Annotated in this window: 26 protein-coding genes; 19 read left to right on the plus strand and 7 right to left on the minus strand. The window is 60.8% G+C overall.

The features are described from left to right. Window positions 1–9 precede the first annotated feature (9 nt). Genes ACI3GR_RS17180 through ACI3GR_RS17195 form a run of 4 tightly spaced genes read right to left on the minus strand, consistent with a single transcriptional unit; the run spans window position 10 to window position 4097 of the window. Window positions 10–813: an enoyl-CoA hydratase-related protein gene (locus ACI3GR_RS17180; protein WP_204114566.1), complete on the minus strand. Its 804-nt coding sequence runs from the start codon at window positions 811–813 to the stop codon at window positions 10–12. Next, entirely contained in the window at window positions 806–1660 is an 855-nt protein-coding gene (locus tag ACI3GR_RS17185; protein WP_057796873.1) for an SDR family NAD(P)-dependent oxidoreductase, read from the minus strand. The genes ACI3GR_RS17180 and ACI3GR_RS17185 overlap by 8 nt, the downstream gene beginning before the upstream one ends. A 9-nt stretch (window positions 1661–1669) precedes the next feature. Further along, window positions 1670–2869 (minus strand): acyl-CoA dehydrogenase family protein, encoded by a 1200-nt coding sequence (locus ACI3GR_RS17190; protein WP_204114565.1) that lies wholly within the window; start codon window positions 2867–2869, stop codon window positions 1670–1672. Window positions 2870–2882: 13 nt separating this feature from the next. Continuing rightward, window positions 2883–4097, minus strand: a complete 1215-nt coding sequence (locus ACI3GR_RS17195) for an acyl-CoA dehydrogenase family protein (protein ID WP_204114564.1) — start codon at window positions 4095–4097, stop codon at window positions 2883–2885. Between the two features lie 134 nt (window positions 4098–4231). On the opposite strand from ACI3GR_RS17195, the gene ACI3GR_RS17200 reads away from it, so the two are divergent. From ACI3GR_RS17200 to ACI3GR_RS17220, 5 genes are read left to right on the plus strand one after another with little or no spacing between them, the layout of a single operon-like run. Continuing rightward, window positions 4232–5017: an enoyl-CoA hydratase-related protein gene (locus ACI3GR_RS17200; protein ID WP_204114563.1), complete on the plus strand. Its 786-nt coding sequence runs from the start codon at window positions 4232–4234 to the stop codon at window positions 5015–5017. A 21-nt stretch (window positions 5018–5038) separates the two neighbouring features. Next, window positions 5039–6838, plus strand: coding sequence for an acyclic terpene utilization AtuA family protein (locus ACI3GR_RS17205; protein ID WP_043753627.1), 1800 nt, complete (start codon window positions 5039–5041; stop codon window positions 6836–6838). 12 nt (window positions 6839–6850) lie between these two features. After that, window positions 6851–8320 (plus strand): acetyl-CoA carboxylase biotin carboxylase subunit, encoded by a 1470-nt coding sequence (locus ACI3GR_RS17210; RefSeq protein ID WP_043753624.1) that lies wholly within the window; start codon window positions 6851–6853, stop codon window positions 8318–8320. Next, window positions 8320–8823, plus strand: a complete 504-nt coding sequence (locus ACI3GR_RS17215; RefSeq protein ID WP_233145717.1) for an acyl-CoA carboxylase biotin carboxyl carrier protein subunit — start codon at window positions 8320–8322, stop codon at window positions 8821–8823. The genes ACI3GR_RS17210 and ACI3GR_RS17215 overlap by 1 nt, the downstream gene beginning before the upstream one ends. 2 nt (window positions 8824–8825) lie before the next feature. Beyond that, window positions 8826–10433: an acyl-CoA carboxylase subunit beta gene (locus tag ACI3GR_RS17220; protein ID WP_138424259.1), complete on the plus strand. Its 1608-nt coding sequence runs from the start codon at window positions 8826–8828 to the stop codon at window positions 10431–10433. A gap of 111 nt (window positions 10434–10544) precedes the next feature. Here the strand turns inward: ACI3GR_RS17220 and ACI3GR_RS17225 are convergent, their stop codons facing one another. Then, window positions 10545–11156 (minus strand): acyltransferase, encoded by a 612-nt coding sequence (locus ACI3GR_RS17225; protein ID WP_204114562.1) that lies wholly within the window; start codon window positions 11154–11156, stop codon window positions 10545–10547. Window positions 11157–11409: 253 nt separating this feature from the next. On the opposite strand from ACI3GR_RS17225, the gene ACI3GR_RS17230 reads away from it, so the two are divergent. From ACI3GR_RS17230 to ACI3GR_RS17280, 11 genes are all read left to right on the plus strand, one after another. Continuing rightward, window positions 11410–12594: a lipid-transfer protein gene (locus tag ACI3GR_RS17230; protein WP_204114561.1), complete on the plus strand. Its 1185-nt coding sequence runs from the start codon at window positions 11410–11412 to the stop codon at window positions 12592–12594. 24 nt (window positions 12595–12618) lie between these two features. Beyond that, window positions 12619–13449 (plus strand): SDR family NAD(P)-dependent oxidoreductase, encoded by an 831-nt coding sequence (locus ACI3GR_RS17235; RefSeq protein WP_204114560.1) that lies wholly within the window; start codon window positions 12619–12621, stop codon window positions 13447–13449. Window positions 13450–13628: 179 nt separating this feature from the next. Beyond that, entirely contained in the window at window positions 13629–14258 is a 630-nt protein-coding gene (locus tag ACI3GR_RS17240; protein ID WP_057817049.1) for a TetR/AcrR family transcriptional regulator, read from the plus strand. Between the two features lie 4 nt (window positions 14259–14262). Then, entirely contained in the window at window positions 14263–15861 is a 1599-nt protein-coding gene (locus ACI3GR_RS17245) for an acyl-CoA carboxylase subunit beta (protein WP_204114559.1), read from the plus strand. Window positions 15862–15870: 9 nt separating this feature from the next. Continuing rightward, on the plus strand, window positions 15871–16665 hold the full coding sequence (locus tag ACI3GR_RS17250; protein ID WP_138424255.1) for a crotonase/enoyl-CoA hydratase family protein: 795 nt from the start codon (window positions 15871–15873) through the stop codon (window positions 16663–16665). Continuing rightward, window positions 16662–18665: an acetyl/propionyl/methylcrotonyl-CoA carboxylase subunit alpha gene (locus ACI3GR_RS17255; protein WP_284483209.1), complete on the plus strand. Its 2004-nt coding sequence runs from the start codon at window positions 16662–16664 to the stop codon at window positions 18663–18665. The genes ACI3GR_RS17250 and ACI3GR_RS17255 overlap by 4 nt, the downstream gene beginning before the upstream one ends. Further along, complete coding sequence (locus tag ACI3GR_RS17260) at window positions 18662–19828, plus strand: acyl-CoA dehydrogenase family protein (protein ID WP_036540250.1); 1167 nt, start codon at window positions 18662–18664, stop codon at window positions 19826–19828. The genes ACI3GR_RS17255 and ACI3GR_RS17260 overlap by 4 nt, the downstream gene beginning before the upstream one ends. 48 nt (window positions 19829–19876) lie before the next feature. Further along, a complete protein-coding gene (locus ACI3GR_RS17265) occupies window positions 19877–20443 on the plus strand; it encodes a biotin transporter BioY (RefSeq protein WP_043753595.1) in 567 nt (188 codons plus the stop codon). Window positions 20444–20575: 132 nt separating this feature from the next. Next, on the plus strand, window positions 20576–21463 hold the full coding sequence (locus ACI3GR_RS17270; protein ID WP_308423374.1) for an MBL fold metallo-hydrolase: 888 nt from the start codon (window positions 20576–20578) through the stop codon (window positions 21461–21463). 208 nt (window positions 21464–21671) lie between these two features. Further along, window positions 21672–21926, plus strand: coding sequence for a hypothetical protein (locus ACI3GR_RS17275; protein ID WP_141102078.1), 255 nt, complete (start codon window positions 21672–21674; stop codon window positions 21924–21926). 107 nt (window positions 21927–22033) lie between these two features. Next, complete coding sequence (locus ACI3GR_RS17280; RefSeq protein WP_088626515.1) at window positions 22034–22780, plus strand: hypothetical protein; 747 nt, start codon at window positions 22034–22036, stop codon at window positions 22778–22780. Window positions 22781–22920: 140 nt separating this feature from the next. Here the strand turns inward: ACI3GR_RS17280 and ACI3GR_RS17285 are convergent, their stop codons facing one another. Next, a complete protein-coding gene (locus ACI3GR_RS17285) occupies window positions 22921–23178 on the minus strand; it encodes a helix-turn-helix domain-containing protein (RefSeq protein ID WP_043753586.1) in 258 nt (85 codons plus the stop codon). A gap of 156 nt (window positions 23179–23334) precedes the next feature. Beyond that, window positions 23335–23598, minus strand: a complete 264-nt coding sequence (locus ACI3GR_RS17290) for a hypothetical protein (protein WP_202076281.1) — start codon at window positions 23596–23598, stop codon at window positions 23335–23337. Window positions 23599–23799: 201 nt separating this feature from the next. On the opposite strand from ACI3GR_RS17290, the gene ACI3GR_RS17295 reads away from it, so the two are divergent. Genes ACI3GR_RS17295 through ACI3GR_RS17305 form a run of 3 tightly spaced genes read left to right on the plus strand, consistent with a single transcriptional unit; the run spans window position 23800 to window position 25107 of the window. Further along, window positions 23800–24156: a hypothetical protein gene (locus tag ACI3GR_RS17295; protein ID WP_028093938.1), complete on the plus strand. Its 357-nt coding sequence runs from the start codon at window positions 23800–23802 to the stop codon at window positions 24154–24156. Between the two features lie 43 nt (window positions 24157–24199). After that, a complete protein-coding gene (locus ACI3GR_RS17300) occupies window positions 24200–24820 on the plus strand; it encodes a lytic transglycosylase domain-containing protein (RefSeq protein WP_222481127.1) in 621 nt (206 codons plus the stop codon). Continuing rightward, window positions 24817–25107, plus strand: coding sequence for a TrbC/VirB2 family type IV secretion system protein (locus ACI3GR_RS17305; protein WP_009803468.1), 291 nt, complete (start codon window positions 24817–24819; stop codon window positions 25105–25107). Before ACI3GR_RS17300 ends, ACI3GR_RS17305 begins: the two co-directional genes overlap by 4 nt. Window positions 25108–25111: the final 4 nt, after the last annotated feature.

Consider the following 25111-nt stretch of genomic DNA (forward strand, 5'->3'; position numbering starts at 1 on the left):
ATCTTTCCTTTAACGCCCCGTGAAATTGGGTTTTCGTTTTTCGACGAACGCAGCAACCGCCTCGTGGTGGTCTTCGGTCTGATGCATGAGCGCCTGATAGGCCGCCGCGGAATTCAGAAAATCCGGCAGGTCCATCCGTTCGGCATTGCGCATCAGACGCTTGGCGACCCGCACCGCGCGCGGCGGTTTCGCGGCGATGACAGCGGCCCGTTCGCGGGCCCGTTCCATCAATTTTTCATGAGGCACAAGTTCAAGCACCATACCAAGCTCCAGCGCTTCCTTGGCCTCGACCATGCGCCCTGAGAAGGTCAGATCGGCGGCCTTCTGGTGGCCCAGACGACGCAACAGGAACCAGCTGCCCGCATCGCCCGGAATGATTCCGAGATTCAGAAACACTTCGCCGAACCTTGCTTTTTCCGACGCGATGCGCATGTCGCACATCATGGTCAGGTCGCACCCCGCGCCCACCGCCGGGCCGTTGACTGCGGCGATGGTCGGAATATCCATGTTGTAGAGCGCAAGCGGCAGCCGCTGCACCCCATCAACATAGCTCTGCGCCGCCGCCAGCGGCTCCTTGCGGAACACGCTGTCGGGATCGTTCATTTCCTTGATGTCGCCGCCGGCACAAAAGGCCGGGTCGGCGCCGGTCAGGATCATCACGCTGACCTGAGGATCGGCCTGCACCTTGGCGAAGGTCTCCAGAAGGGCAGCGATCATGTCGTTTCCGGTGACCGGGTTGCGCCGCTCGGGATCGTTCAGCGTAACCGTGGCGATCCTGCCGGAAATCTCCAGAAGGACTGGGTGTTTACTCATTCTTGCCATCTCCCCGTTCGCGTTTCTCGAACATCGCGGGGTTGATCATGTCCCGCGCGTCATGACCCATATGCAAGGTCTCACCGCCGTCTACATAAATGTCTTCTCCGGTGATGAAACCGCCAAGTTTCGAGGCCAGGAAAATGATCGTGCCTGCGATGTCCTCGGCCGCCCCCATCCGGTTTAGCACCGAGCGGTTCAGCTTTTTCCACTGTTCCGGCGGAATCGGATAGCGGCCAAGCGCATCGGTCTTGATCGTGCCCGGCGCGACACAGTTCAGCCGGATGCCGTACTCGCCCCATTCGGCGGCCAGCGTTTTCATCATGCCCGTTACACCGGCGCGGGCGGCGACGGTGTGTGTAAAGCCGGTAAGCGCGGTGCGCGCCGAGATGGCGGTGACAAACACAACCGATCCACCATTGTCGTACATGAAGTGATCCGCCGCTGCCCGGGTCATCTGCCAAGACCCGATCAGGTTGTTGCGGATCACGGCTTCGAAGCCCTTGTTGGTGATATCGCGGGCGGCCGCGATATACTGGCCGCCGGCATTGTTCACCAAAACATCCAACTGCCCATAGTGGTCCTTGATCCGCCCCATCGCAGCTTCGATACTGTCTTCGTCGCGGGTGTCTCCGGGCACGACAAAGGCCTCGCCCCCCGCCGCCCGGATCATTTCGGCGGTCTCTTCCAGCGGCTCTTCGCGGCGCGCGAACAGCGCAAGCCTGGCCCCGCAAGCGGCCATTTCGATCGCCGTCGCCCGGCCCATTCCAGATCCGGACCCCGTGACCAGGGCAACCTGGCCCGCCATGAGATCCGACGCGTAACGCCTTGATTTCGCTTCGCTCATGTTCCGCCCCTAATTCTTCAGCAATTCGCCAGAAATGATGAGTTTGCGAACCTCCTGGGTGCCTGCGCCGACCTCAAGCACGCGACCGGTCCGGTACAGCCGGTTCACTTCTGTATCACGCATGTAACCCGAGCCGCCGTGAATCTGGACAGCTTTGTCCAGCACGAAGGATGTCGCCTCAGCGGCCTTGTAGATCGCCGCAGCGGTGAGCTTGTGGATTTCGCCGCGCCCGCCTTCGCCCTCTTCGAGGCCTTCACACATGGCAGCGGTGCGCAAGGACAGGCTCCGCGCGGCCTCGATCTGCGTATACATGTCGGCCAGCATCGCCTGAACCATCTGAAAACTGGCGATCGGTTTGCCGAATTGCTGGCGTGTCTTGGCGTAGTCGATGGAAATATCCAGCGCCCGCTGCGCAATGCCCAGAGCGTTGAAACAGACGATGGCACGTTCCAGATCAAGTCCGGACATGGTAACGGCAACCCCGCCATCCAGCTTGCCGACCATGTTTCTGGCCGGAACACGGCAATCTTCGAATACCAGTTCGCCCGTCGGCGAGCCGCGGAATCCCATCTTGTTGAGCTTCTGCGCCACCTTGAAACCGGGCGTGTCGGTTTCCACGATAAAGGCGGAAATGCCCTTGGCCCCTTTTTCGGGCGATGTCTTGGCATAGACCAGCACCAGATCGGCAATCGGCCCATTGGTGATGTAGATCTTGGCGCCGTTCAGGATGTAGTCGTCGGCATCCTTTTTGGCCGTGGTCCGCATCGAGCCAAGCGCATCAGACCCCGCGCCGGGTTCGGTCAGACCCAGGGCGCCGATCAGCGTTCCGTTGCACAGACCTGGCAGGTATTTTCGGCGCAGATCGTCATTGGCGTTGCGATAGATGTTGTTGACGCACAAATTGTCATGCGCCACATGAGTCAGCCCAATCGCGGCAGAGGCCCGCGACAGCTGTTCGGTGATGATGCAGGCCGAGGTGAAATCCAAACCAGCGCCGCCGAATTCCGGCGGCACGTTCAGTCCCAGATAGCCCATTTCGCCCAGCTTGGGGAAAACCGAAGACGGCAGGTCATCAGTATCGTCCATTTCCGCATTCAGATGGTGGAATTCGGACATGAAGAACTTGCCGGCCTGATCGGCCAGGGCCTGCTGTTCGTCCGTCATGAAATGTGTTGGCAGAGCGGTGTCGTTGCGCAGTTGCTTGTTCATTGTCTCGTCCCCCTCAGGCGCGCAAAAGTTCTTCGGCAATGATGATCTTGCGGACTTCGCTTGTTCCCGCGCCGATCTCCAACAATTTGTTGGCGCGGAACAGCCGGTTGATCTCGGTGTCCTGCATGTAGCCAGAGCCACCATGAATATGACAGGCTTCGGTCACCGCCTTGTTGAATGCCTCGCCTGCGTAAAGACAGGCCGCCGCGGTCAGTTTGTGGATTTCGCCACGGCCCCCGGCCCCTTTTGGTAGGCCCGTACAGGCGGCCAGTGCCCGATAACCGAATGCGCGCGCGGTTTCGACCTCGGTGTAGATCTCGGCCAGTTTCGACTGCATCATCTGGAAACTTGCAATCGGTTTGCCGAATTGTTCGCGAATCTTGGCGTATTCCAGCCCTAGTTCCAGGGCGCGTTCGGCCATGCCAACGCAGACTGAGGCAACCATAGCACGCTCCAGATCCAACCCGCTCATTACCACCGAAACGCCGGTGTTTTCCGGTCCAACCATGGCGGATGCGGGTACGCGGCAATCCTCAAACACCAGTTCTCCGGTTGGCGAGCCGCGAAAGCCCATTTTGTCAAGCTTTTGCGCCACCTTGAAACCGGGATTGTCCGTCTCGATGATGAAAGCAGAAATGCCCTTGGCGCCCTTCGACTTGTCGGTTTTGGCATAAAGCAGGATCACATCGGCAATGGGGCCGTTGGTGATGTAAATCTTCGAGCCGTTGATGACATAATCATCACCGTCGCGGCGGGCAGTGGTGGCCATGGATCCGAGCGCATCGGATCCCGCACCCGGTTCGGTCAGGCCCAAAGCACCGACGAGCTCGCCCGAGCAAAGGCCCGGCACGTATTTCTTCACCTGCTCTTCGGAGCCGTTGCGCAGCAGGTTATTCAGGCACAGGTTGTCATGCGCCCCGTGCGAGAGGCCCACAGCCGGGTTCCACTTCGAAATCACCTCGGACACCAGCGCCTGGGTGAACTCGTTCTGCCCCGATCCGCCCAGCTCCTCCGGCGCGGTAATCCCCAGCAGGCCCAGCTCGCCCATCTGCTTGAACAGATCATCGGGCCACCATTCCTCGTCATCCATGCGCGCCTGCAGCGGGTGCAGCACCTCGCGCGATACCCGATCCACGTGATCGACGATCTGGCTTTGCTCATCAGTCAAAGAATAGTTCGCCCTGATGGCTTCCAGATCAGCCGCGATAGCCTCACTTTGAGTGGTCATATCATCCTCCCGAAAAATGTCGTCCGCAGTGTTGACCAAAATCAAACATATGTTAGAAAATAGATCAAGCCAAGCTTTTGACGACCTGACGTAAGAAAGCGCGGTGTCCTGAATACAGGGGGGGAGCTTCGGAAATGACTGAGAGCGTTGTTCAATCGCAGGCGCTCGGCAAAGAAGTGCGTATCACGATTCGACGTCCTGACAATCGAAATGCCCTCAACCGTGAGGTCGCAGACGGGATCATGGCCGCCATATGTGCTGCCGAGACGGACAGCGATTGCCGCGTGATCGTTCTGACCGGCGAGGGCGAGCGCGCCTTCTGTGCCGGGGGCGACATCAAGGCGGGGGCGGATGGCGGCCCGTTTGTTCAGGATCCGGCGGACCCGGATCATTTTGCCGGAAGGTTGTTCGAGACGATACAGGCGTGCCGAAAGCCAACGATCGCGCGCATCAATGGCGTCGCGATGGGGGCGGGAGCGGGCATCATCTGTGCCTGCGATCTGGCTGTGATGGCGGATCATGCCCGCATCGGAACGCCGGAAGTGAAGGTAGGTCTGTTTCCCATGACGATCGTGCCACCCATGATGCGCGTGCTGCCCCGGCGGAGGCTGATGGAGATGTTCATCACCGGCGTTCCTCTGACGGCCGAGGAAGCCCTGCAGTTCAATCTGGTCAACTATGTGACCGATGCCGCGGGGCTGGACGACAAGGTTGCAGAACTGGTTGCCCAGATCGCCGCGCAGTCGCCGAGCGCGATCCGGCTGGGAAAATACGCCTGTCACGCGATGGAGGACATGACCTATCCGCAGCAGATGCGGTTTGCAGAAACACTGTTACCGCGTGTGGCGCAGACCGAAGACGCGCGCGAAGGCTTTGATGCCTTTATTGAGAAGCGCAAACCCGAATGGACGGGCCGCTGATCAAACGGGGAGGAGAGGAATATGTCGGAACGAAAGCTGCGCATCGGATGCGCGTCGGGCTTCTGGGGCGATACGCCGGAAGCGATCGGTCAACTGGTCTCAAAGGGCGAGATCGACTATCTGGTGTTTGACTATCTGGCAGAGGTGACAATGTCGCTGATGGCGCGGGCCCGCGCCAAAGCGCCCGAGTCGGGCTATGCGCCGGACTTCGTCAAGGCGCTGGCACCCTGGTTGTCGGATATCAAGGCAAAAGGGATCAAGGTCGTTGCCAATGCAGGGGGCGTGAACCCGCGTGGCTGCAGCGATGCGCTTGCCAAAGCCGCCGCCCAGGCCGGGATCGATCTGTCCATCGGAGTCGTGCTAGGCGATGACCTGTTGCCTAGGGCCGATGAAATTCGCAAAAACGGTCAGACGGAAATGTTCTCGGGTGTCGCATTTCCAGATGATATCTGGAGCATGAATGCCTATCTGGGTGCCCGCCCCATCGCTGCCGCGCTGGATGCCGGGGCCGACATCGTGATCACCGGACGCTGCGCCGACAGCGCGGTCGCGCTTGGTCCCCTGATGCATGAATACGGTTGGGGCGACGATGACTGGGACAAGCTCAGCCAGGGATCGCTGGCCGGCCACCTGATCGAATGCGGCCCCCAGGGAACCGGCGGCAACTTCACCGACTGGCAGGACGTGCCGGGTTGGGACAATATGGGCATGCCCATCGTCGAGGTGTCCGAAGACGGCAGTTTCATCATGACCAAGACGCCTGACACCGGCGGGCTGGTCGTGCCCGGGTCAGTCGGAGAGCAGATGCTCTATGAAATCGGGGACCCGCGCGCCTACCTGTTGCCCGACGTGATCTGCGACTGGTCCGGGGTCACCCTGGAACAGGTCGGACCCGACCGGGTGCTGGTCAAGGGCGGCAGGGGGCTTGGGCGCACCGACAGCTACAAGGTGTCGGCGACCCATGCCGATGGCTGGCGCGCGGTCTCTACCCTGACACTGGCCGCGATTGACGCACCCGCCAAGGCCGAACGTGTGGCCGAGGCGATCCTGACCCGCTGTCGCCGGATTTTCCGCGACCGCAACATGGGAGATTTCCGGCAGGTCAGCGTCGAGGTGCTGGGGGCCGAGGCGGCCTATGGCGCAAATGCGCGCGCCCGGACCCGCGAGGTGGTGCTCAAGATCGGCGCGGTCCATGACGATCGCGCCGCGCTGAACATCTTTGCCGGCGAAATCGCACCGATGGCGATTTCGACCGCGCAGGGTCTGACCGGGTTCTTCGCCGGACGGCCAAAGGTGCAGCCGGTGGTCCGTCTATTTTCCTTCCTTCAGAGCAAGGCCGAGACCCCCGTCGCGGTCGAGGTCGACGGCAAGGATGTGCCCGTGAGCGTGGCCGCCACGCCAGTCCACCTTGATCCGCCTGCCGCACCGCCCGCAGATAGCCGCGAGCCCGGTCCGGACGTTGTCAAGGTCCGCCTCGTCGATCTGGCCTGGGGCCGCTCGGGCGACAAGGGGGACATCGCCAATATCGGCATCCTCGCGCGCAAGCCGGACTACCTGCCATATATCCGCTCGGCTCTCAGCGAAGAGGTGGTGAAGGACTATTTCGCCCATGTCTGCGACGGCAGGGTAGAACGGTTCGACCTGCCCGGAAGCCATTCGCTGAATTTCCTGCTGCATGACTCGCTGGGCGGGGGGGGCATCGCTTCGGTCCGCATAGACCCGCAGGGCAAAGGGTTCGCGCAGATGCTGCTTGATATCGAAATTCCCGTGCCAGCCGATCTGGCCGCACGTGACGGACTGAATGCCGCGGCCCGGAACTAAGAGGACGACACCATGACCATTTCGAAACTCCTGGTCGCCAATCGGGGCGAGATCGCGGCGCGCGTGTTGCGCACCGCTAAGGCCCGCGGGCTTGCGACTGCCGTGTTGCGTCATGTCGCCGAGCAAGAGGGGCCGGCGCATCTGATTGCAGATGAGGTCGTGATGATCGACGGCCCGACGCCCGTGGCCGCCTATCTCGATATTCCTCAGATCGTCGAAGCCGCCAAAGGGATCGGCGCGGACGCGGTTCATCCCGGCTATGGCTTTCTGTCAGAGAATGCCGGTTTTGTCGCGGCGCTGGAAAAAGCCGGAGTGACCTTTGTCGGCCCGACGTCCGAGGTCATCGACCTGATGGGGGACAAGGTCCGCGCCCGCGCCTTCGTCGAGGAACGCGGGTTTCCCGTCGCCCCCTCGGCCATCGAGGATGATGATCCGGCGAGCTTTGTCGAACGCGCCCGCGCCGTTGGCTATCCGCTGCTCATCAAGCCCTCGGCCGGCGGTGGCGGCAAGGGCATGCGCGTCGTACGCGAGGACAGCACGCTGGAGACCGAAATCGAAACCGCGCGCCGCGAAGGCGAACGATATTTCGGCGACGGGCGGCTTTTCGTCGAACGCTATATCGAACGCCCGCGCCATATCGAGGTGCAGGTGATGGGCGACGGACAGGGCAACGTGGTCCATTTCTGGGAACGTGAATGTTCGATCCAGCGCCGGTTCCAGAAGATTATCGAGGAAACGCCGTCACCGGCGCTGACCCCCGAGCAACGGGATGAGATCTGCGAGACCGCTGCCGGAATTGCCCGCGCCGTCAAATACCGCGGGGCAGGGACTGTCGAATTCATCTATGCACAGGATGGGGCCTTTTATTTCCTGGAAATGAACACCCGCCTTCAGGTCGAACATCCGGTGACCGAGATGGTAACCGGCTTTGATCTGGTTGCCGAGCAGCTGCGTGTCGCGGCGGGCGACGGGCTGAGCGCCGTGCAGGCGGATATTCCCCAAACCGGACACTCGATCGAACTGCGCATCTGTGCCGAGGATGCGACCGCCGATTTTCGCCCCGCGATCGGCAATATCCTGCTGCTGGACGAACCCCAGGGCGAGGGGATCCGCGTAGACAGCGGCATTCTGGATGGCGGCAAGGTAACGACCGACTTCGACCCGATGTTGTCCAAGCTGATCGTGCATGGCCCGGATCGCGCGCAGGCCATCGCCCGTGCCCGGAGCGCGGTGCAAAGCTATGTGATTCTCGGGGTAACGACCAACACTGGTTACCTGGATGCAATCCTTGCACATCCGGATTTCGCCTCTGGTGACGTTTCAACTGGCTTCCTGGCTGAACAATCCGAAACGCTGACCGCGCCGGGCGAAGATGTCTCTGACTTGCTGATGGCGGCGGCGGCCCTATCGGACGAGCGCCTGGTGAGTGACGTAATGCAGATACCGGAAATGTACCGCAAGATGGGTGGGTGGAGAAACTGATGCAACGGATTTTTCAGATGGACGGAGAAGAGACTGATTGCTGGCTGGGTCATGATGGCAGCCGGTTCGTGCTCAATACCCCCACTGGCGCTGTTGCCTGCCAATTGGACCCGACGGGTCTGCCGGGCGGTTACAAGCTGAGGGCCAAGGGTGTTGTGCGCGAATTGCGACTGGCCGTGGGGCCGGAAGCAACTTTTGTGCACATGGACGGGCGAACCTACGAAGTCGGGCGGGTTGATCCCGCCGAACGCCTGGCCGGAAGCGACGGTGGCGCGAGCGACGACCGATTGGTGGCGCCCATGCCGGGTGTCGTGGTGTCGGTTGCGGTTAAACCCGGCGATGCGGTTGAAGAAGGCCAGCCGCTTCTGGTGATCGAAAGCATGAAGTTGGAAACCACACTGACGGCCCCGCGCGACGGGGTCGTTGCCGAAATGCCATTCGCCGAAGGCGACAGTTTTGGTCTGAAAGACATCCTGGCCCAATTGGCCCCGGAGGAGGAGTGACAATGCGCAGGATTGAAAGTCTGATCGACACCAATGCCGCCGACTACAAGGCAAACTATGCCGCCATGTCTGAACGGCTGAAGGAATTCCACGCCCGCCAGCACGCGGCGCGTTTCGAACGCCCGCAACGCGATATCGACCGCCTTGCCCGCCAGAACAAACTGGGCGTGCGCGAGCGGTTGAAACTGCTGCTGGACCCCGGCACTCCGTTTTTGGAGTTTTCCACACTTGCCGCCTGTCGCGAATACGATGGAACCGTGCCTGGCGCCGCTGTGGTGACGGGCATCGGTATTGTGCAGGGTCGCGAGGTCGCCATCCACGCCAACGACGCTAGCGTCAAGGGCGGGGCTTGGTATCCACATACGGTCAAAAAGGTCGTGCGTCTTCTGGATGTCGCGCTGGAAAACCGCCTGCCGGTCATCCATATCTGTGACAGCGCGGGCGGTTTCCTGCCGCTGCAGCACGGGGTGTTTCCCGACCGGTATCTGGGCGGGCGGGTGTTCCGCAACCAGGTCAAGCTGAGCCAGGCCAATATCCCGCAGATTGCCGTGGTCGGCGGTCACTGCACGGCTGGCGGCGCCTATGTGCCGACGCTGAGCGACTACAACATCATCATCGAAGGCACAGGGGCGATTTTCCTTGGCGGTCCCCCGCTGGTCAAGGCGGCTACCGGCGAAGAGGTCGGTGTTCAGGAGCTTGGCGGCGCGGTCATGCACACCTCGGTATCGGGCACCGGCGACTATCGCGCCGCGACCGAAAAACACGCCTTTTCACTGGCCCGCGAGATTGTCGGCCAGTGGAAGCGCACGCCGAAAACGATCATCGAAACCGCGGCCTATGAAGAGCCTTACTATGACCCCAAAGAACTCTACGGGATCATTCCAAAAGACCGGAAAACCCAGTTCGACATGCGCGAGGTTCTGGCCCGGATCGTGGACGGCTCACGCTTTCACGAATACCAGCCGGACTATGGCACCACGATGGTGTGCGGCTTTGCCCATATCTGGGGTTACAAGGTCGGCATCCTTGCCAACAACGGGGTGCTGTTCAACGACAGTTCGCTCAAGGCAGCGCATTTCATGCAGTTGTGCAACCAGAACCGCACGCCTCTGGTCTTTTTCCAGAACATCACCGGCTATATGGTGGGCCGCGAATACGAAGAACGAGGCATCGCCAAGGATGGCGCCAAGATGCTGATGGCGCAGGGCGGCTCGGTCGTGCCGAAGTTCACAGTAATCGCCAATGCGTCTTACGGGGCCGGCAACTACGGGATGTGCGGACGGGCCTGGGACGCGCGCACGCTGTTCATGTGGCCCCAGGCCGAGATCGGCGTGATGGGGGCGGATCAGGCCGCAAATACCATGGCGGACGTCAAGATTCGGCAGCTTCAGCGCGAAGGCAAAGAGCTGACCGAAGAAGAAATCGCCGCGATCCGCGAACCGGTGCTGGAAAAATACAAGCGCGATGTCGAGGCTTATACCTCGACCTCGGAATTGTGGGACGACGGCATCCTCGACCCGGCGGACACACGCAACGCGCTTGGCATGTCGATTTCTGCCTCGCTCAATGCACCGATCGACGATCCGCACTACGGGATCTTCCGTCTGTAAAGGCTTGAGGGACGGCACACCGGGTCGGGGGGTGCCGTTCCGCGTCAAGGCGCTTGCATCTGGCGCTTTCGGAATCTGAAGTAGTCCTGACCGGTCCGGTTCCCGGACAGGTCAGGACGATGTCCGCCGCGCCTCCTGAATGGAGACGACGTCAGAGGCCGCCATGCCGGGCCGGTCTGCCTCGACCGCCTTCAGCGGCTCGACCGGCCTCAATCCGGCCAGACAATCGCGCGCAAGTTGCTGGTATTCCGCGGTGCCGCGCGTTTTCCACGCGATTTCTTTCTCGCTGACCTCGCGGATCACCTTTGCCGGCGATCCCACCACCATCGAACGCGCCGGAATCACGGTTTCGCCACGCACAAACGCCTGCGCGCCGACAATCGATTCCGCCCCAAGCTCTACACCATCCATAATGACGGAATTCATTCCGACCAGAGCGTTCCGGCCCACTGTGCAACCGTGCAGGATCGCGCCATGGCCGATGTGGCCGTCGCTTTCCACCACGGCGTCGCGGCCGGGAAAGGAATGGATGATGCAATTGTCCTGAACATTGGCTCCATCCCCGATCACGATCCTGCCGAAATCGCCCCGCAAGCTTGCTCCGGGGCCGATGTAGCATCCATGACCCAAGATGACATTTCCGATCAGAACGGCCTGGGGGTGGACATATGTATCCTCGGGCACGACGGGTATAAAACCCTTGAACTCATAACAGTATGCCATTCCGACCACCTTTCGTAAGCTGAGTGCTAAACGCTTGTCAGCGGTTGCGCCGGGACCAGAATCCCTCAATTGTGCCGCCGATCAGGGCGTGTGGCCCGAAAACAAACACAAGTTAGAAAATAGCGCAAGCTCCCTACGTCACAGCTTGGCGATATTGACACTTCCCAAGGTTGGGATTTAAAATCTAACAAATGGTAGAAAATAGGCTGGCGGACCGATTAGGGTGGCCTGACCGAACTAGGGAGAGAGAGAAATGACAGACAAAGCCTATGTTGCAGGCGTTGGGATGGTCCCGTTCCAGAAGCCGGGAAAATCCGAAAGCTACGATGTGATGGCGACCGCTGCGACCCGGTCCGCTCTGGCAGACGCGGGGTTGGATTATGATAAAGTCCAACAGGCCTATGTGGGCTATGTCTATGGCGACAGCACCTGCGGTCAGCGCGCCTTGTACCATGTCGGAATGACAGGCATCCCGGTTCTGAATGTGAACAACAACTGCTCGACCGGATCGTCCGCCCTGTTCCTGGCCAGGCAGGCAGTTGAAAGCGGCGCGGTCGAATGTGCTCTGGCACTTGGGTTCGAACAGATGCAGCCTGGCGCAATCGGTGCGATGTTCCATGACCGGGTCAGCCCGTTTGCGGCATTCGACAATGAAACCGACGAACTGGTTGGCAGTGCCGAGATCCCGCTGGCGCTGCGGTACTTCGGCGGTGCCGGCAAGGCGCATATGGACGAGTTCGGCACCCCCCTAGAAACCTTCGCAAAAATCCGCGCCAAGGCCAGCCGACATGCTGCGAAGAATCCGGTTGCCCTGTTCCGGCAGAAGGTGACGGCGGAAGACGTCATGGCCGCCCAGGTCGTCTGGCCCGGCGTCATGACCAAGCTCATGGCCTGTCCGCCAACCTGTGGCGCGGCCGCCGCGATCATTTGTTCCAAGGAATTCGCCGACAAGCACGGACTGGACAGTTCGGTTCGGATCGCGGCGCAGGCCATGACGACCGACGGCCCGGAAACTTTCGAAGCCCATGACATGCGCGAAGTGGTCGGCTTTTCGATGGCCAAGCGCGCCGCCGATCAGGTTTACGAGGACGCGGGCATCGGGCCCGAGGACGTGGATGTGGTCGAACTGCACGACTGTTTCGCCCACAACGAGCTTATCACCTATGAGGCGCTTGGCCTTTGCGGTCGCGGCGAAGCGGCGAAATTCGTTGATGATGGCGACAACACCTACGGCGGAAAATACGTGACCAACCCGTCGGGCGGTCTTTTGTCCAAAGGCCATCCGCTTGGGGCGACCGGCCTAGCGCAATGTACCGAGCTCGTTCAGCAGCTTCGCGGCCAGGCAGATGCGCGCCAGGTTGATGGCGCACGTCTGGCGCTTCAGCACAATCTGGGCCTCGGCGGGGCCTGCGTCACCACGCTTTATGAAAAAGCCTGATAGCGCCTTTCGGGAGGAATCAATATGACTGGAAAACTCGACGGGCGCGTGGCGCTGGTCTCGGGCTCGGGCCGGGGCATTGGCCGCGAAATCGCTCTCAAACTGGCCTCGGAAGGGGCCCGGCTGGTGATCAACGATCTGGACGCCGGTCCGGCCAATGAAACCGCCGAGGCGGTGCGCGCAATGGGAGCTGAGGCCGTGGTCTGTGCCGGCAGCGTTACCGAAGTCGGTTTTGCCGAACGGTTCATCAAGACCGGCGTGGACAGCTTTGGCGGGTTAGACATCATCGTGAACAACGCAGGCTACACTTGGGATAGCGTCGTTCAGAAGATGTCCGACGAACAGTGGCAGGCGATCATCGACGTCCACCTGACGGCACCTTTCAAGATCCTGCGCGCTGCCCAGCCGGTGATCAGCGCCAAGGCCAAGGAAGAGGCCGCCGCCGGGCAAGAGGTGTTCCGCAAGGTAGTCAACATCTCGTCCATCGCAGGGACCGGCGGCAATGCTGGCCAGATCAACTATTCCGCCGCTAAGGCCGGTATCCTAGGGGTCACCCGGACGATGGCCAAGGAATGGGGCCGCTATAAGGTCAACGTCAACGCCGTCGCCTTCGGCCCGATTCGCACCCGCTTGACCGAAGGCAGCGCGGATGGCGACAGCACGATCAAGGTCGAAGAAAAAGAGATCAAGGTCGGCGTGAATCCCGATCTCCTGTCCCAGATGGAGCGCATGATCCCGCTGGGCCGGGTCGGCACTCCGGAAGAAGCTGCCGGTGCCGTCTATCTGTTCTGTGCGCCGGAATCGAACTTCATTTCAGGCCAGCACGTCATCTGCGGTGGCGGTTTCGTGATCTAAGGCAGTTGCCCGGACCCGATGACGTGGTCCGGGCAAGCACATTAATGTCTGGGCGGCCTCTTGGCGGTCGCCAATGCGGAATTTTCCGCAAACTCTAGTCTGGCACGATCACGACGATTGACTCACTTGAGTTATTAACCTAACAGGCGTTAGTTAGGCGTTGGGGGATACGAAAGTCTATGGCACAAAACACGGCAATCAAAGTCAACGAGACATCGCGCAGCGCGGTTGGACGGGACGGGGTGCTGGACATTGCCGCGCGGCTTTTCCGCGAACAAGGCTACGGGTCCGTTTCGCTCCGAAAAATTGCCGAGGCCGCCGGGATCAAGGCGGGTAGCATATACTATCATTTCGGTTCCAAGGACGAGATCGTCGCGGCCGTTCTTGATGCAGGGATTCGAGTCGTTCACGCGAGCATGAGAGACGCCATCACCGACCTGCGGGCCGATACCGACGGCGAAACGGTACTGCGCGCCGCGATCCGGGCGCATCTGCGCGCACTTCTTGATGTGAGCGATTATACATCGGCGAATGTGCGTATTTTCGGGCAGGTGCCGCAATCCGTCCGGGATGCCAACTTGCCTACGCGAAGGGCCTATGAGGCAGAGTGGGACAGTCTTCTGTCCCAGCTTAAGAAAGACGGCACGCTGAAGCAAGACGTCGATATCCGTCGCCTGCGCCTGATGCTGATCGGTACATTGAACGCCACGCTCGATTGGTTCGACCCGGACCGCGGTAGCGCCGATGCGTTGTCACGCACCTATGCCGATGTGTTCCTCAACGGGATACTCCAAAGACAGGATACCTGACTTCATGGCACGTCTTGAAACAGCGGTGCTGACCGCATCAGAGACCTACACCCGCAACCACGCCGCACTAAGCGAGCGCGTCGAAACGCTGCGCGCGCGGATCGCCGAAGCAACGGCTGGCGGCCGCCCCGATATGGTCGCGCGGCATCGCAAGCGCAGCAAGCTGTTGGTCCGCGAACGGATCGACCTGCTGGTGGATCCGGGCACTGCGTTTCTTGAGCTGTCGTCGCTTGCCGCCTACGGTCAATACGGGGGCGAGGTGCCCGGTGCGGGGATCGTGACCGGTATCGGGATCGTCCACGGGCTGCCCTGCGTTGTGATCGCCAACGATGCGACAGTGAAGGGTGGGTCTTTCTATCACGAAACCGTGCAGAAACACATCCGCGCCCAGGAAATCGCAGCCGAGAACCGGCTGCCCTGCCTCTATCTGGTGGATTGCGGCGGTGCCTATCTGCCAGAGCAGGACCGGGTTTTCCCCGATGCCCGCCATTTCGGCAATTCCTTTTATCGTCAAACCAACATGTCCGCGAGCGGCCTGCCGCAGATCTCGGCGGTCTTTGGAGGCTGCACGGCCGGTGGGGCCTATATCCCGGCCCTGTCGGACGAAGTCATCATGGTACGCGGCAACGCACGCATCCATCTGGGCGGCCCCTCGATCGTCAAGGTGGCGATCAACGAAGAGGTTGATGGAGAAACATTGGGGGGGGCCGAGATGCATTCGCGCTTCTCCGGTGTGTCTGACCATCTGGCCGAGGACGAGTATCATGCGCTTGCTCTGATGCGCGACATCGTATCCGAACTGGGCCTGTCGCGCCCGATGGGTCCCGATGCAACCTGCGCGCCGCCGGCGCGCAACCCAGAGGAACTGCTTGGCGTCATCAGCGCCGATCGCAAACAGCCCTATGACATGCGCGAGGTTCTGCTGCGCATGATCGACGCCGGCGAATTCCGCGAATTCAAGCCCGGATGGGGTGAGACGCTGGTCTGCGGCACCGCGCGGATTCACGGCTATCGAGTGGGCATTCTCGCAAATAATGGGGCGCTTGTGTCCGACAGTTCGCTCAAGGGCGCGCAATTCGTGTCGATGTGCGATCAACGCAACATCCCGCTTTTGTTCCTCCACAACATCTCGGGCTTCATGGTCGGCACCGAAGCCGAGCGCGGCGGCATTGCCAAAGACAGCGCCAAGCTGGTCTATGCCATGTCGGTTGCCAAGGTGCCGCGCCTGTCGGTCCTCTTGGGCGGCTCATACGGGGCAGGCAACTACGGCATGTGCGGACGTGGTTTCGCCCCGAATTTTCTCTTCGCCTGGCCCACGGCGGAACTGGCCACCATGTCTGCCGACATCGCCACAAATGTGATGCTGGAACTGCGCCGCCAGAAAGGGGGCGACCCGGGCAAGATGGAGGCCGACATGAAGCTAATCGAGGAGCAGGTTCGGGCCCAGTACGGTGAACAGTCCGATCCCTATTATGCCACCTCGCGGCTTTGGGATGACGGGCTGATCGAACCCGCGCAAACCCGCGATATCCTTGGCCTGTGTCTGGCCATCGTGACATCGGTGCCCGAAGCCGGTCGCCATACGCCTGTATTCAGAATGTGAGGCTTCAAGTTGACCAATACCTACAACACGATCCTTATCGAAACCGATGCGCGTGGCGTCGCCAGGCTGACGCTCAACCGCCCCGACAAACACAATGCGCTGAATGGCGAATTGATCGCAGAGCTATACGATGCCGCCGAAAAGCTGGCTGCAGATGACGATGTGCGTATTGTGGTCCTGACCGGCGCGGGCAAGAGCTTCTGCGCGGGCGGCGATTTCAACTGGTTCGCCTCTAATGTCGAGAAAACCCGTAGTGAAAGGGTCGCACAAAGCGCCACGCTGGCGCGGCTGTTGCGCCGCCTTGACACGCTGCCCAAGCCCTTGATCGGGCGGATCAACGGCCCGGCCTACGGTGGCGGTGTCGGCATGATCTCCGTCTGCGACTACACCATCGGCGCCGAAGGCGCGCGCTTCGGTCTGACCGAGGTCAAACTGGGCCTTCTGCCCGCGAATATATCGCCTTATGTGGTGGCCCGCATCGGCAAGGTGCATTCGCGTGAAACCATGCTGTCGGGGGCGTTGTTCGACACGGCCCGCGCCGAGCGGATCGGTCTGTTGACCGAGGTTGTCGCGCCGGGCGACTTGGACGCCACGGTGAACCGGGTGGTGCATGATCACCTTCAGGCCGCGCCGGGTGCCGTGGCCGATACCAAGGCGCTGATCGCCTATGTCGCGTCCCACGATCTGGAGACCAACATGATCTACACCGCCGACCGGCTGGCCGATGCGTGGGAGACGGAGGAAGGTATCGAAGGCATCAACAGCTTCATCAACAAGGGCGTTCCGTCATGGCGGGTGAAATGAGCTTCACCCGCGTTCTGATCGCCAACCGGGGCGAGATTGCCCGGCGCATCCAGCGCGGGTGCCGCAAACTGGGGCTGGAAAGCGTAGCGGTGTTTTCGGACGCGGACCGCGACGCGCCCTTCGTGGCCGAGGCCGATCATGCCGTCTGCATCGGTGGGGCCGCCCCGTCAGACAGTTATTTGAACGTCGAGGCCATCCTTGAGGCCGCGCGGGCGACGGGCGCGGGTGCGGTGCACCCGGGATATGGTTTTCTGTCTGAGAATGCCGGTTTCGCGGCGGCGGTCGAGGCGGCGGGCCTTGTGTTCATCGGGCCGGAACCCGACGCTATCGCGCGGATGGGCTCCAAGATCGAGGCCAAGGCTGCCGCCGAAGCCGCAGGCGTGCCCGTCCTGCCCGGCTATCGCGGCGAGGATCAGTCCGATGCGCGCCTGCTACAAGAGGCCGAGGCGCTTGGCACCCCCTTTCTGGTCAAGGCCAGCGCCGGCGGCGGCGGACGCGGGATGCGGCTTGTCTCCGATCTGGGCGACGCACCCGAAGCGATTGCATCTGCCCGGGCCGAAGCGCAGAGCGCCTTCGGCGATCCGGCGGTGTTCCTCGAACGCTATGCGCCCCGTGCCCGCCACGTCGAAGTGCAGGTTCTGGGCGACACTCACGGCACCGTGCTGCATCTGGGCGACCGCGATTGTTCGCTGCAACGCAACCACCAAAAGCTGATCGAAGAAGCCCCCGCCGCCGATCTTCCCGAGGCTGTGCGCGACCGCATGCGTGCGGCAGCGGTGCGGTTGGCGCAGGCGATCGGCTATCGCTCCGCCGGAACGGTGGAATACCTCTATGACCCCGGGCGCGGTGAATACTACTTTCTGGAAATGAATACCCGGTTGCAGGTGGAACACCCCGTGACCGAGGCGATCACCGGCATCGATCTGGTCGAATGGCAGTTGCGCATCGCGCGGGGCGAGCCGCTGGCGCTGACGCAAGGCGATGTGCAGTTTGACGGGCACGCCATTGAAATCCGCATCGCCGCCGAAAACCCGGCCGAGAATTTTCACCCCGAAACGGGCGAGATCACCCTTTGGGCGCCGCCTGCGGATGTGCGGCTGGACACTGGGGTAGAGTGCGGTTCGGTCGTCGGCCACCACTACGATTCCATGATTGCCAAGCTGATCGTCCACGCGCCGGATCGGACCGGGGCGATCCGCCGGGCGATCACCGCGATCGATGCTTTTGCCGTCGGCGGCGTCGGCCTGAACCTGGCCTATCAACGCGCGTTACTGGCACACCCGGATTTTGCGGCGTTCCGTCACCATACCTCGGGCCTGCCCGAGATGTTTCCAGGCGGCTGGACTGAACCGTCCGCTGATCCCCGGGACATGGCCTTTGCCGCGATGGCGCTGCATCTGCGTCTCGTGCCGGCGGGCGCGTCGCCCTGGGAAAGCCTAGGGTCATGGCGACTCACAGCCCCTGCGGGACAGTCCGGCGCGGCCTTCTATTGGGACACAACCAAAGACGAACCGATCCGCATGTACGGCTCCGGGTCGGGGTTGACTGCCATTCAACCGGACGGCCAGACCATCACGGTCGAGAGTGCCGTTTTAACAGGATGCCGTCTGAGCGGACGCATCGACGGGGTTCCGTTTTCGCGCATCGCTTACGTCGTGCGCGCGCCGAGTCACTGGCGAGTGCACCTGCAAACCCCTGCTGGAATGACCGCGACAGACCTGCGTACGCTGGAAGACCAGCATCTGCAACGTGCCACCGGCGGGTCTGGCGTCGCTGACCTGTTGTCCGCACCCATGCCCGGCGCCGTGGCCGAGGTGCGCGTCGCACTCGGCGACCGCGTCAAAGCCGGTGACACGCTGGTGGTGCTTGAGGCCATGAAGCTGTTGCAAAGCCTGCCCGCGCCGGTCGCGGGCGTGGTGACTGAAATCTATTGTGCACCCGGCGATACGGTCGCCGGGCACGCCCCACTTATCAAACTCGATCCAGAGGAAAACACATGACCAGACAAGACAGCATTACTCAGGTCACCGGCCCGTTCAACGAAGACCTCGAGATGATCCGCAACCAGTTGCGCCGGTTCATTGAAGCCGAGGTGACCGCCAAGGCCGAGCCTTGGGAGGAGGAGGGCAAGGTACCCCGCGACGTGCTGCGCCGGATGGGTGATCTCGGCGTGCTGGGGATGCGCTATGACGAACAGTATGGCGGCGCGGGGCTGGACGTGATGTCCAGCGTGGTTTTGGCCGAAGAGGTCGGGCGATCCACTTTCGGCGGGTTCTCGGCCACCGTTCTGGTCCACACCGACATGGCCTCGCCGCATCTGGAAAACGCCGGCACGCCCGAACAGAAGGCGCGCTGGATGCCGTCGATCGTCTCGGGCGAAATGATCACCGCCGTTGCTGTGACCGAACCGGGCGCGGGCTCGGACGTGGCGGGCATGCGCTCCCGCGCGGTGCGGGACGGGTCGGATTGGGTGCTGAACGGCACCAAGATGTTCATCACCAACGGCGTGCATGGCGATCTCTACTTTGTCGGTGCCAAGACCGATCCCGATGCCAAGGGGTCGCGCGGGATCACCATATTTGCGGTCGAAAAAGGCACGCCGGGCTTTTCGGTCGGACGGGCGTTGAACAAGACCGGCTGGCTGTGCTCGGACACTGCCGAACTGATCTTCGAAGATGTCCGTATCCCGGCCGAAAACGTCTTGGGCGAGGTCAACCGCGGTTTCTATTCGGTAATGAAGAACTTCCAGAACGAACGCATTGTGCTGGGTGCGATGGCCTGTGCCGAAGCGCAAACCGCGCTGGACATGACCGTGGATTATGTCAAGCAGCGCAGGGCCTTTGGCGGCGTTCTGTGGGACAAGCAGGCCGTGCGCCAACGGCTGGCCGACTGTCAGACGCGGATCGCTGCAGGACGTCAGCTGGTCTATCACGCCGCCGGTCTGGATGCCGCGGGCGGTGACTGCGTGAAAGAGGTCTCGATGGTCAAAGCCTATTGCGGCGAACTGGTGAACAGCGTGCTTTATGACTGCGTCCAGTTTCACGGCGGTATGGGTTATATGCGCGAAACACCGGTGGAACGCATGTCACGCGATGCCCGTGTGCAGGCCATCGGCGGCGGGGCGAGCGAAGTCATGTTGGAAGAAGTCGCCAAGCGCATGTGAGCTTACTATCCAAAAAATTAACAATCTACAGAAACAAGGACGAAAAAGATGAATCTGGAAACCACTCAAAGCCAAACACTCGCAAAACTTACCCAAGAGATCTCGATAATTCTCGTCGGCACAATTCTTCTGACACTATCCGCCAAAATCGTGGTGCCGTTCTACCCGGTTCCCATGTCTACACAAACCCTGGTTGTCTTGGGTCTGGGCCTTTTCCTGGGGCCGGTGCGCAGTAGTCTTGTTGTTGTGACCTACCTTTTTGAAGGTCTGCTTGGCCTGCCGGTCTTCGCAGGCACGCCTCCGGCTCTGGCCGGACCGGCGTATATTGCGGGTCCCACAGGCGGATACTTGGTAGGCTTCGCACTTGCGGCGGCCGCCGCCGGGTGGATTGTTCAAGCACTGCAAGGACTTCGGCCTGCGTTCAGAGCATCTGTCGCGGTCTTTTTGGGTTCGATAGTCATGTATTGCGCAGGGCTGCTCTGGTTGGGTGGCTTTGTCGGCTATGGCGAAAAGTTGCTGAACGCCGGTCTTTACCCGTTCCTTCTCGGGGATCTGACGAAGGCGACAATTGCTGTAGTTCTGTATACTGCTTACCATAATCGCCGCGCTGTGTGACTGCCAGCCCAAGACTGTATCAGACTGTTTCAGTCTCATACGGGCCTGGTCCAATGTAAGTTGAAATAGTCCGATGCCGGATTTGACAGGCATCGGACGCCAGCCTGAGGTTTCCGGCGCCATGCGAGAGCAATGCGCAAAACTGTGCGAACCAAATTGTTCGCAATCAATACCTGGTCGCACACAATGAAAAGAAGCAGCATGTTTTTCTCAGAGCCGGAGCCTTGCCGCGCGAAGGGAGTCGAATTGGCCCCTGGAATTCTGAGGATCGTCGCGAACAATCCCGGAAAGATGACCTACCACGGGACAAATAGCTACATCATTGATACGCCTGATGGTCGGTTCATAATCGACCCCGGCCCAGCAGAAGACAGTACACATTTCGGGGCAATCATCGAAAATTTGGGGGCCAAACCATCTGGGATTCTGCTCACACACCACCATTCTGATCATTTTGGAGTCGTCCCAGCCCTGCGAGCACGGACAGACGCACCTGTTTATGCCTCACGGGCATTCCCTGACGATGCATTTCGACCTGACCGGTTTCTGGAGGACGGACAGGTCATTGCCGGTCTTACCGTCCTGCACACACCTGGTCACGCGAGCGACCACCTTTGTTTCGCGAGACCTGACGGAGTGCTCTTCACGGGCGACCACGTTATGAGTTGGAACAGTTCGATCGTCAGCCCCCCTGACGGAAACATGCACGACTACTGCGCGCAGCTACAGCGGCTGATTGAGCGCGACGATAGGATCTACTTTCCGGGGCACGGACCTATACTCCGGGATCCGCAACCTTACGTCAAACGGTTGCTTTCCAACCGCATGCGTCGCGAGGCGGAGATCCTCGCCCACCTCTCAAACACCCCGGATTCGGTCCAGAATATCGCCGCTTCCGTCTACAAGAAAACCGACCCACAAATCGCAATGGCCGCAGGACGAAACGTTGCGGCGCATCTGGAGAAGCTGTTGTCTGAGTCGCGGGTGGTACAAGATGGCGGGGTCTGGAAATTAACATAAGAAGGATTATGCGCAACATGAAATTCCCCTATTTTCAATAGGTTTCGCCCTCTACCACCTCCCTGTGGGCGAACCTCTGGCGGCACCGACGCGGTCGGTGTCGCCCCTTTTTAACGAGCCAGGAATAAGTTCAACCGAGATCAGATCACGGGAACGTCCCAGCCGAATAGGACTGAAGAACCGAAGCAGAAAAGGCGGACACGAACCGGTGAGCATCGAAAAGGAAGAAGCGGTTCCGGTCGCGCGGCTTGTTGACGGTCGCAGTGATCGAACCGTTGGTTGGGTCTATCGCTGGAATACGTCAGAACTGTCCATCCTCTGGCTCGATCCCAAACGTACGGCACACCATATCGATCCCCCGTTAAGCCGGAACACGATTGCGAATGCAAAGACTGTCACCACCGATGAGGTTACTGACCTTTTGGAGGAGCTGTCGCTCAGGGGCTCAGCCGATCTGCTTTAGCATCAAGGCGCTCCAAGACAGTTACAAAAATTCGAATTTGACCGCTCGACGATAGTATATTATCGTAATCCTCAGATTCTGCATCACAGTCAATCGAGCTCTTGGATATGCGCAATTTCCTTCGTAATTTTTTTCTCGCTGTCGTCGCGGGAACGGCCTCGCTGAGCGGAGGTGGAAACAGCGCGTCGGCGCAGACCTACCCGATCGATTGCGCCATCCTGCTCTGCCTCTCCGGCGGCTGGCCGGCATCAGAGCCCTGTTCGCGGGCACGTGCAGAGTTCATACGACGGATCACGCCATGGCCTGTCGAGCCTCCCCTCCAGATCTGGCGTTGCCCCATGGGGGCCTCCTTCGAACCTGTAGACGACCCCGGTCGCACTCGGCGTGTCATTGACATCCTCTTCTCCAACGCTTCTACCCTGCCCCAGAACCTCGCGGAATCTGACCCCGAAAAAGCTGGCGCCCTCTTGCCTGCCGTCGTGCGGTCGAAAGGCGTCGAGCCACTACCTCACCCTGACGGGTTTGCGTTACATCTGATCCAGGACCGAGCCGACATCGACATCAGTGGACCGGAGTTCAACTTCATCCGCTCGATCCGTGTCTTCGATGTTCGGTATGCGCGCCAACACGAATCCCGCGACAGCGATTGCAGCCGTTTCGAAACAGTCCTTCTCGGTTCCTATGGAATCCAGGGCGATTTTTACTGGTCTCGTTCGTCCGTCGCCGCGTTGCCCGAGGCGCATGTCGGCTTGGAACGTTGGGGCGATCATTGCCCCTCCATCTATCACCGCTCGGTGTTCGTCGACTGGCGAGACTATGAGGGCAATTACGGGTTCGAGCAGGTGAACTACTAAGACGTTGTCCTCTGCACCAAACCTGCATTAGAGACCGTGGATCGCAGCGTCCCATAACAATCCGCTGTTATTATTGCCCTTCGGTCCCACCGAGGCTTGATTTCGTCATACCATCCGAGGCGACAGCCCTTCGCCTCGTCTTAAATCCGGTGATCGAGTTCCGTCGCCGCCTCGGCCGCTGCCAGTAGCGTAACCGCATCGATCTGCAGAGCACGCGCGAGTACGATCAACTCAACTACGTCGACCCTACGCTCTCCGCTCTCCAGACGAGCGACGAAGGACTGGTGGCATCTGAGACGTAAAGCGAGCTCGGCCTGCGTTAAGCCAGCCGCCTTCCGCGCCGCAATCAAAGCGTCGCGAAGTGCCTCATGTCCCGAACTCCTGATCGTTTTCGCCACGTGTCACAAACCTCTTGTGACAGGGCTAATCTACTTTATAGATTATCTAAAAAGTGGATAGTGGGCGTTTACATGATGATAGAGACTCCGAACTGCACGCCGCCGATACGGCCAGATTTCACAAGACGGCGGCCCTTCGAAAAGGTCGCGGCCAATTCACTCGTCCATCAATTCCAGGAAGCGTCCGTAGTCCTGGCTCACCTCGCGCGCCTCTTCGAACGCCCGCGCGCGCTCAACCTCAAGGCACCGAAAGTAGCTCTGGATGTCCCGCATGTAGATCTCAAAGTCGCTGCGGATGAGATCGACATAGTCCCGCGCGGCTTGAGAATCGCTTGGCACGAACGGCCTGGGCGGCGGCAAACAGGACGCGGCGGAGACTTCGCCTGCCAGGCACGCGACCAGAAGTATAGCTTGTGCCATGATCGACACGCACAACCTGAAGGCGTCCAAGCCCCTTATTTTCTTGATCAAATGCATGGGAACCGTCTATTCGTTAATTGAGCAAGAATCCGCTTGTCGCATCAAAAGTTTATCTTGTGCGTCAATACTATATCATCGTATGACTTGGCTTCAACACCTGAAGCCCGGTCATTCGCCCTATTGGAGAACGTGATCCGGGTGATGGACCTAGAAAAAGAAGCCCCGAATGTGGTCACCGAACCCAGATTCCGCGATCTGGTCGCCAGCGGCTATCGCGTCGAAGTTGTCTGCAAGGAAGACGCCTTCAAGAAAGGCCCCAACTGGCATGGGGTCTGGATCATGCGCGCTGTCAGCGACGACGGGATCGAGAAACTTCTGGTTACGGCCCGGACCCGAACCTCGCGCAACGACATCAAGATCCGCGAGATCAAGACCGTCACCGGGGTCATCTCCTTCTTGCAAGGGATCGGCTTCTCACACGCCGACGTGCCACTGGAAGAGGGCAAGCGGACGGTTCACAAGCTTTCCAGCGAAGAGATGGCTGCCAGCCGCGCTTAGCGCCCTTTTCCTTTCCTCGCATGGCCTCCCGGCATCGGCAGACATGGTTCTGGTGATGGCGGGCGACGGCTCTCTTGCGCCGTCACACCCCCAGGAACGGTTCGCGCGCAACTACAGTGACGGGATCGGCGTTGGCTCTACCTCAGACGGGTTGCGCATCTTGGGCGAGGAGCGCCGCACCGAGGGACGTGAAGGGGTTCGCGTCGCGACCTTGGCCCCTCGCGCGCTCACGCCACGCGCAGATATCCTCGCCGCGATCGAGGAAACCGGACTACGCTATGCGAGCCACCCTGGGCTCCGTGCGGCGGATATCACTGTCACGGACTGGCTCCACCTCTATCGCGCCAACATCGAGATCGAGAGTGCGTACAATCCACACGCCGTCTCCCATGTCGGGGCGGTCGGGCTCGGGCAGTTGATGCCCGATACCGCCCGCGCGCTTGGTGTCGACCCTCACGATTGGAAGCAGAACCTCGACGGATCGGCCCGTTACCTTGCTCTGATGCTGGCTGAGTTCGGCGATGCGCGCCTCGCGCTCGCTGCCTACAATGCCGGACCCGACGCCGTGCGCGAGTATTCCGGCATACCCCCTTACCGGGAAACCCAAAACCACGTCCAGCGGGTGCTGGCCGTCTTCAACCGGCTGGAAGGAGCGTCCCCATGAAGCCATTGACGAAATCCCTGATCACCCTTGCCGCTCTCCTCATCGTTGCGGCAGAACCGGCCCTGGCCCAGAGCATTGACCTTTCTCCTATTCAGAGCCTCTTGCAGGGCATCGTGGACGCGCTAACCGGGCCGCTTGGCGTCGTCATCGCCACCCTCGCGGTCCTCGGCGTGTTCCTCAGCTGGTTCTTCAACATCATCGATCTGCGCCAGGCCCTCTGGGTGCTGGTGGGCATCGCCGGCGTTGCCGCCGCACCGACCATCGTTGCCGCCGTCTTCGGGTCGTGAGAGG

The sequence above is a fragment of the Pseudooceanicola aestuariicola genome (genome assembly GCF_045763785.1).
In the GTDB taxonomy this organism is placed as follows: Bacteria; Pseudomonadota; Alphaproteobacteria; order Rhodobacterales; family Rhodobacteraceae; genus Pseudooceanicola.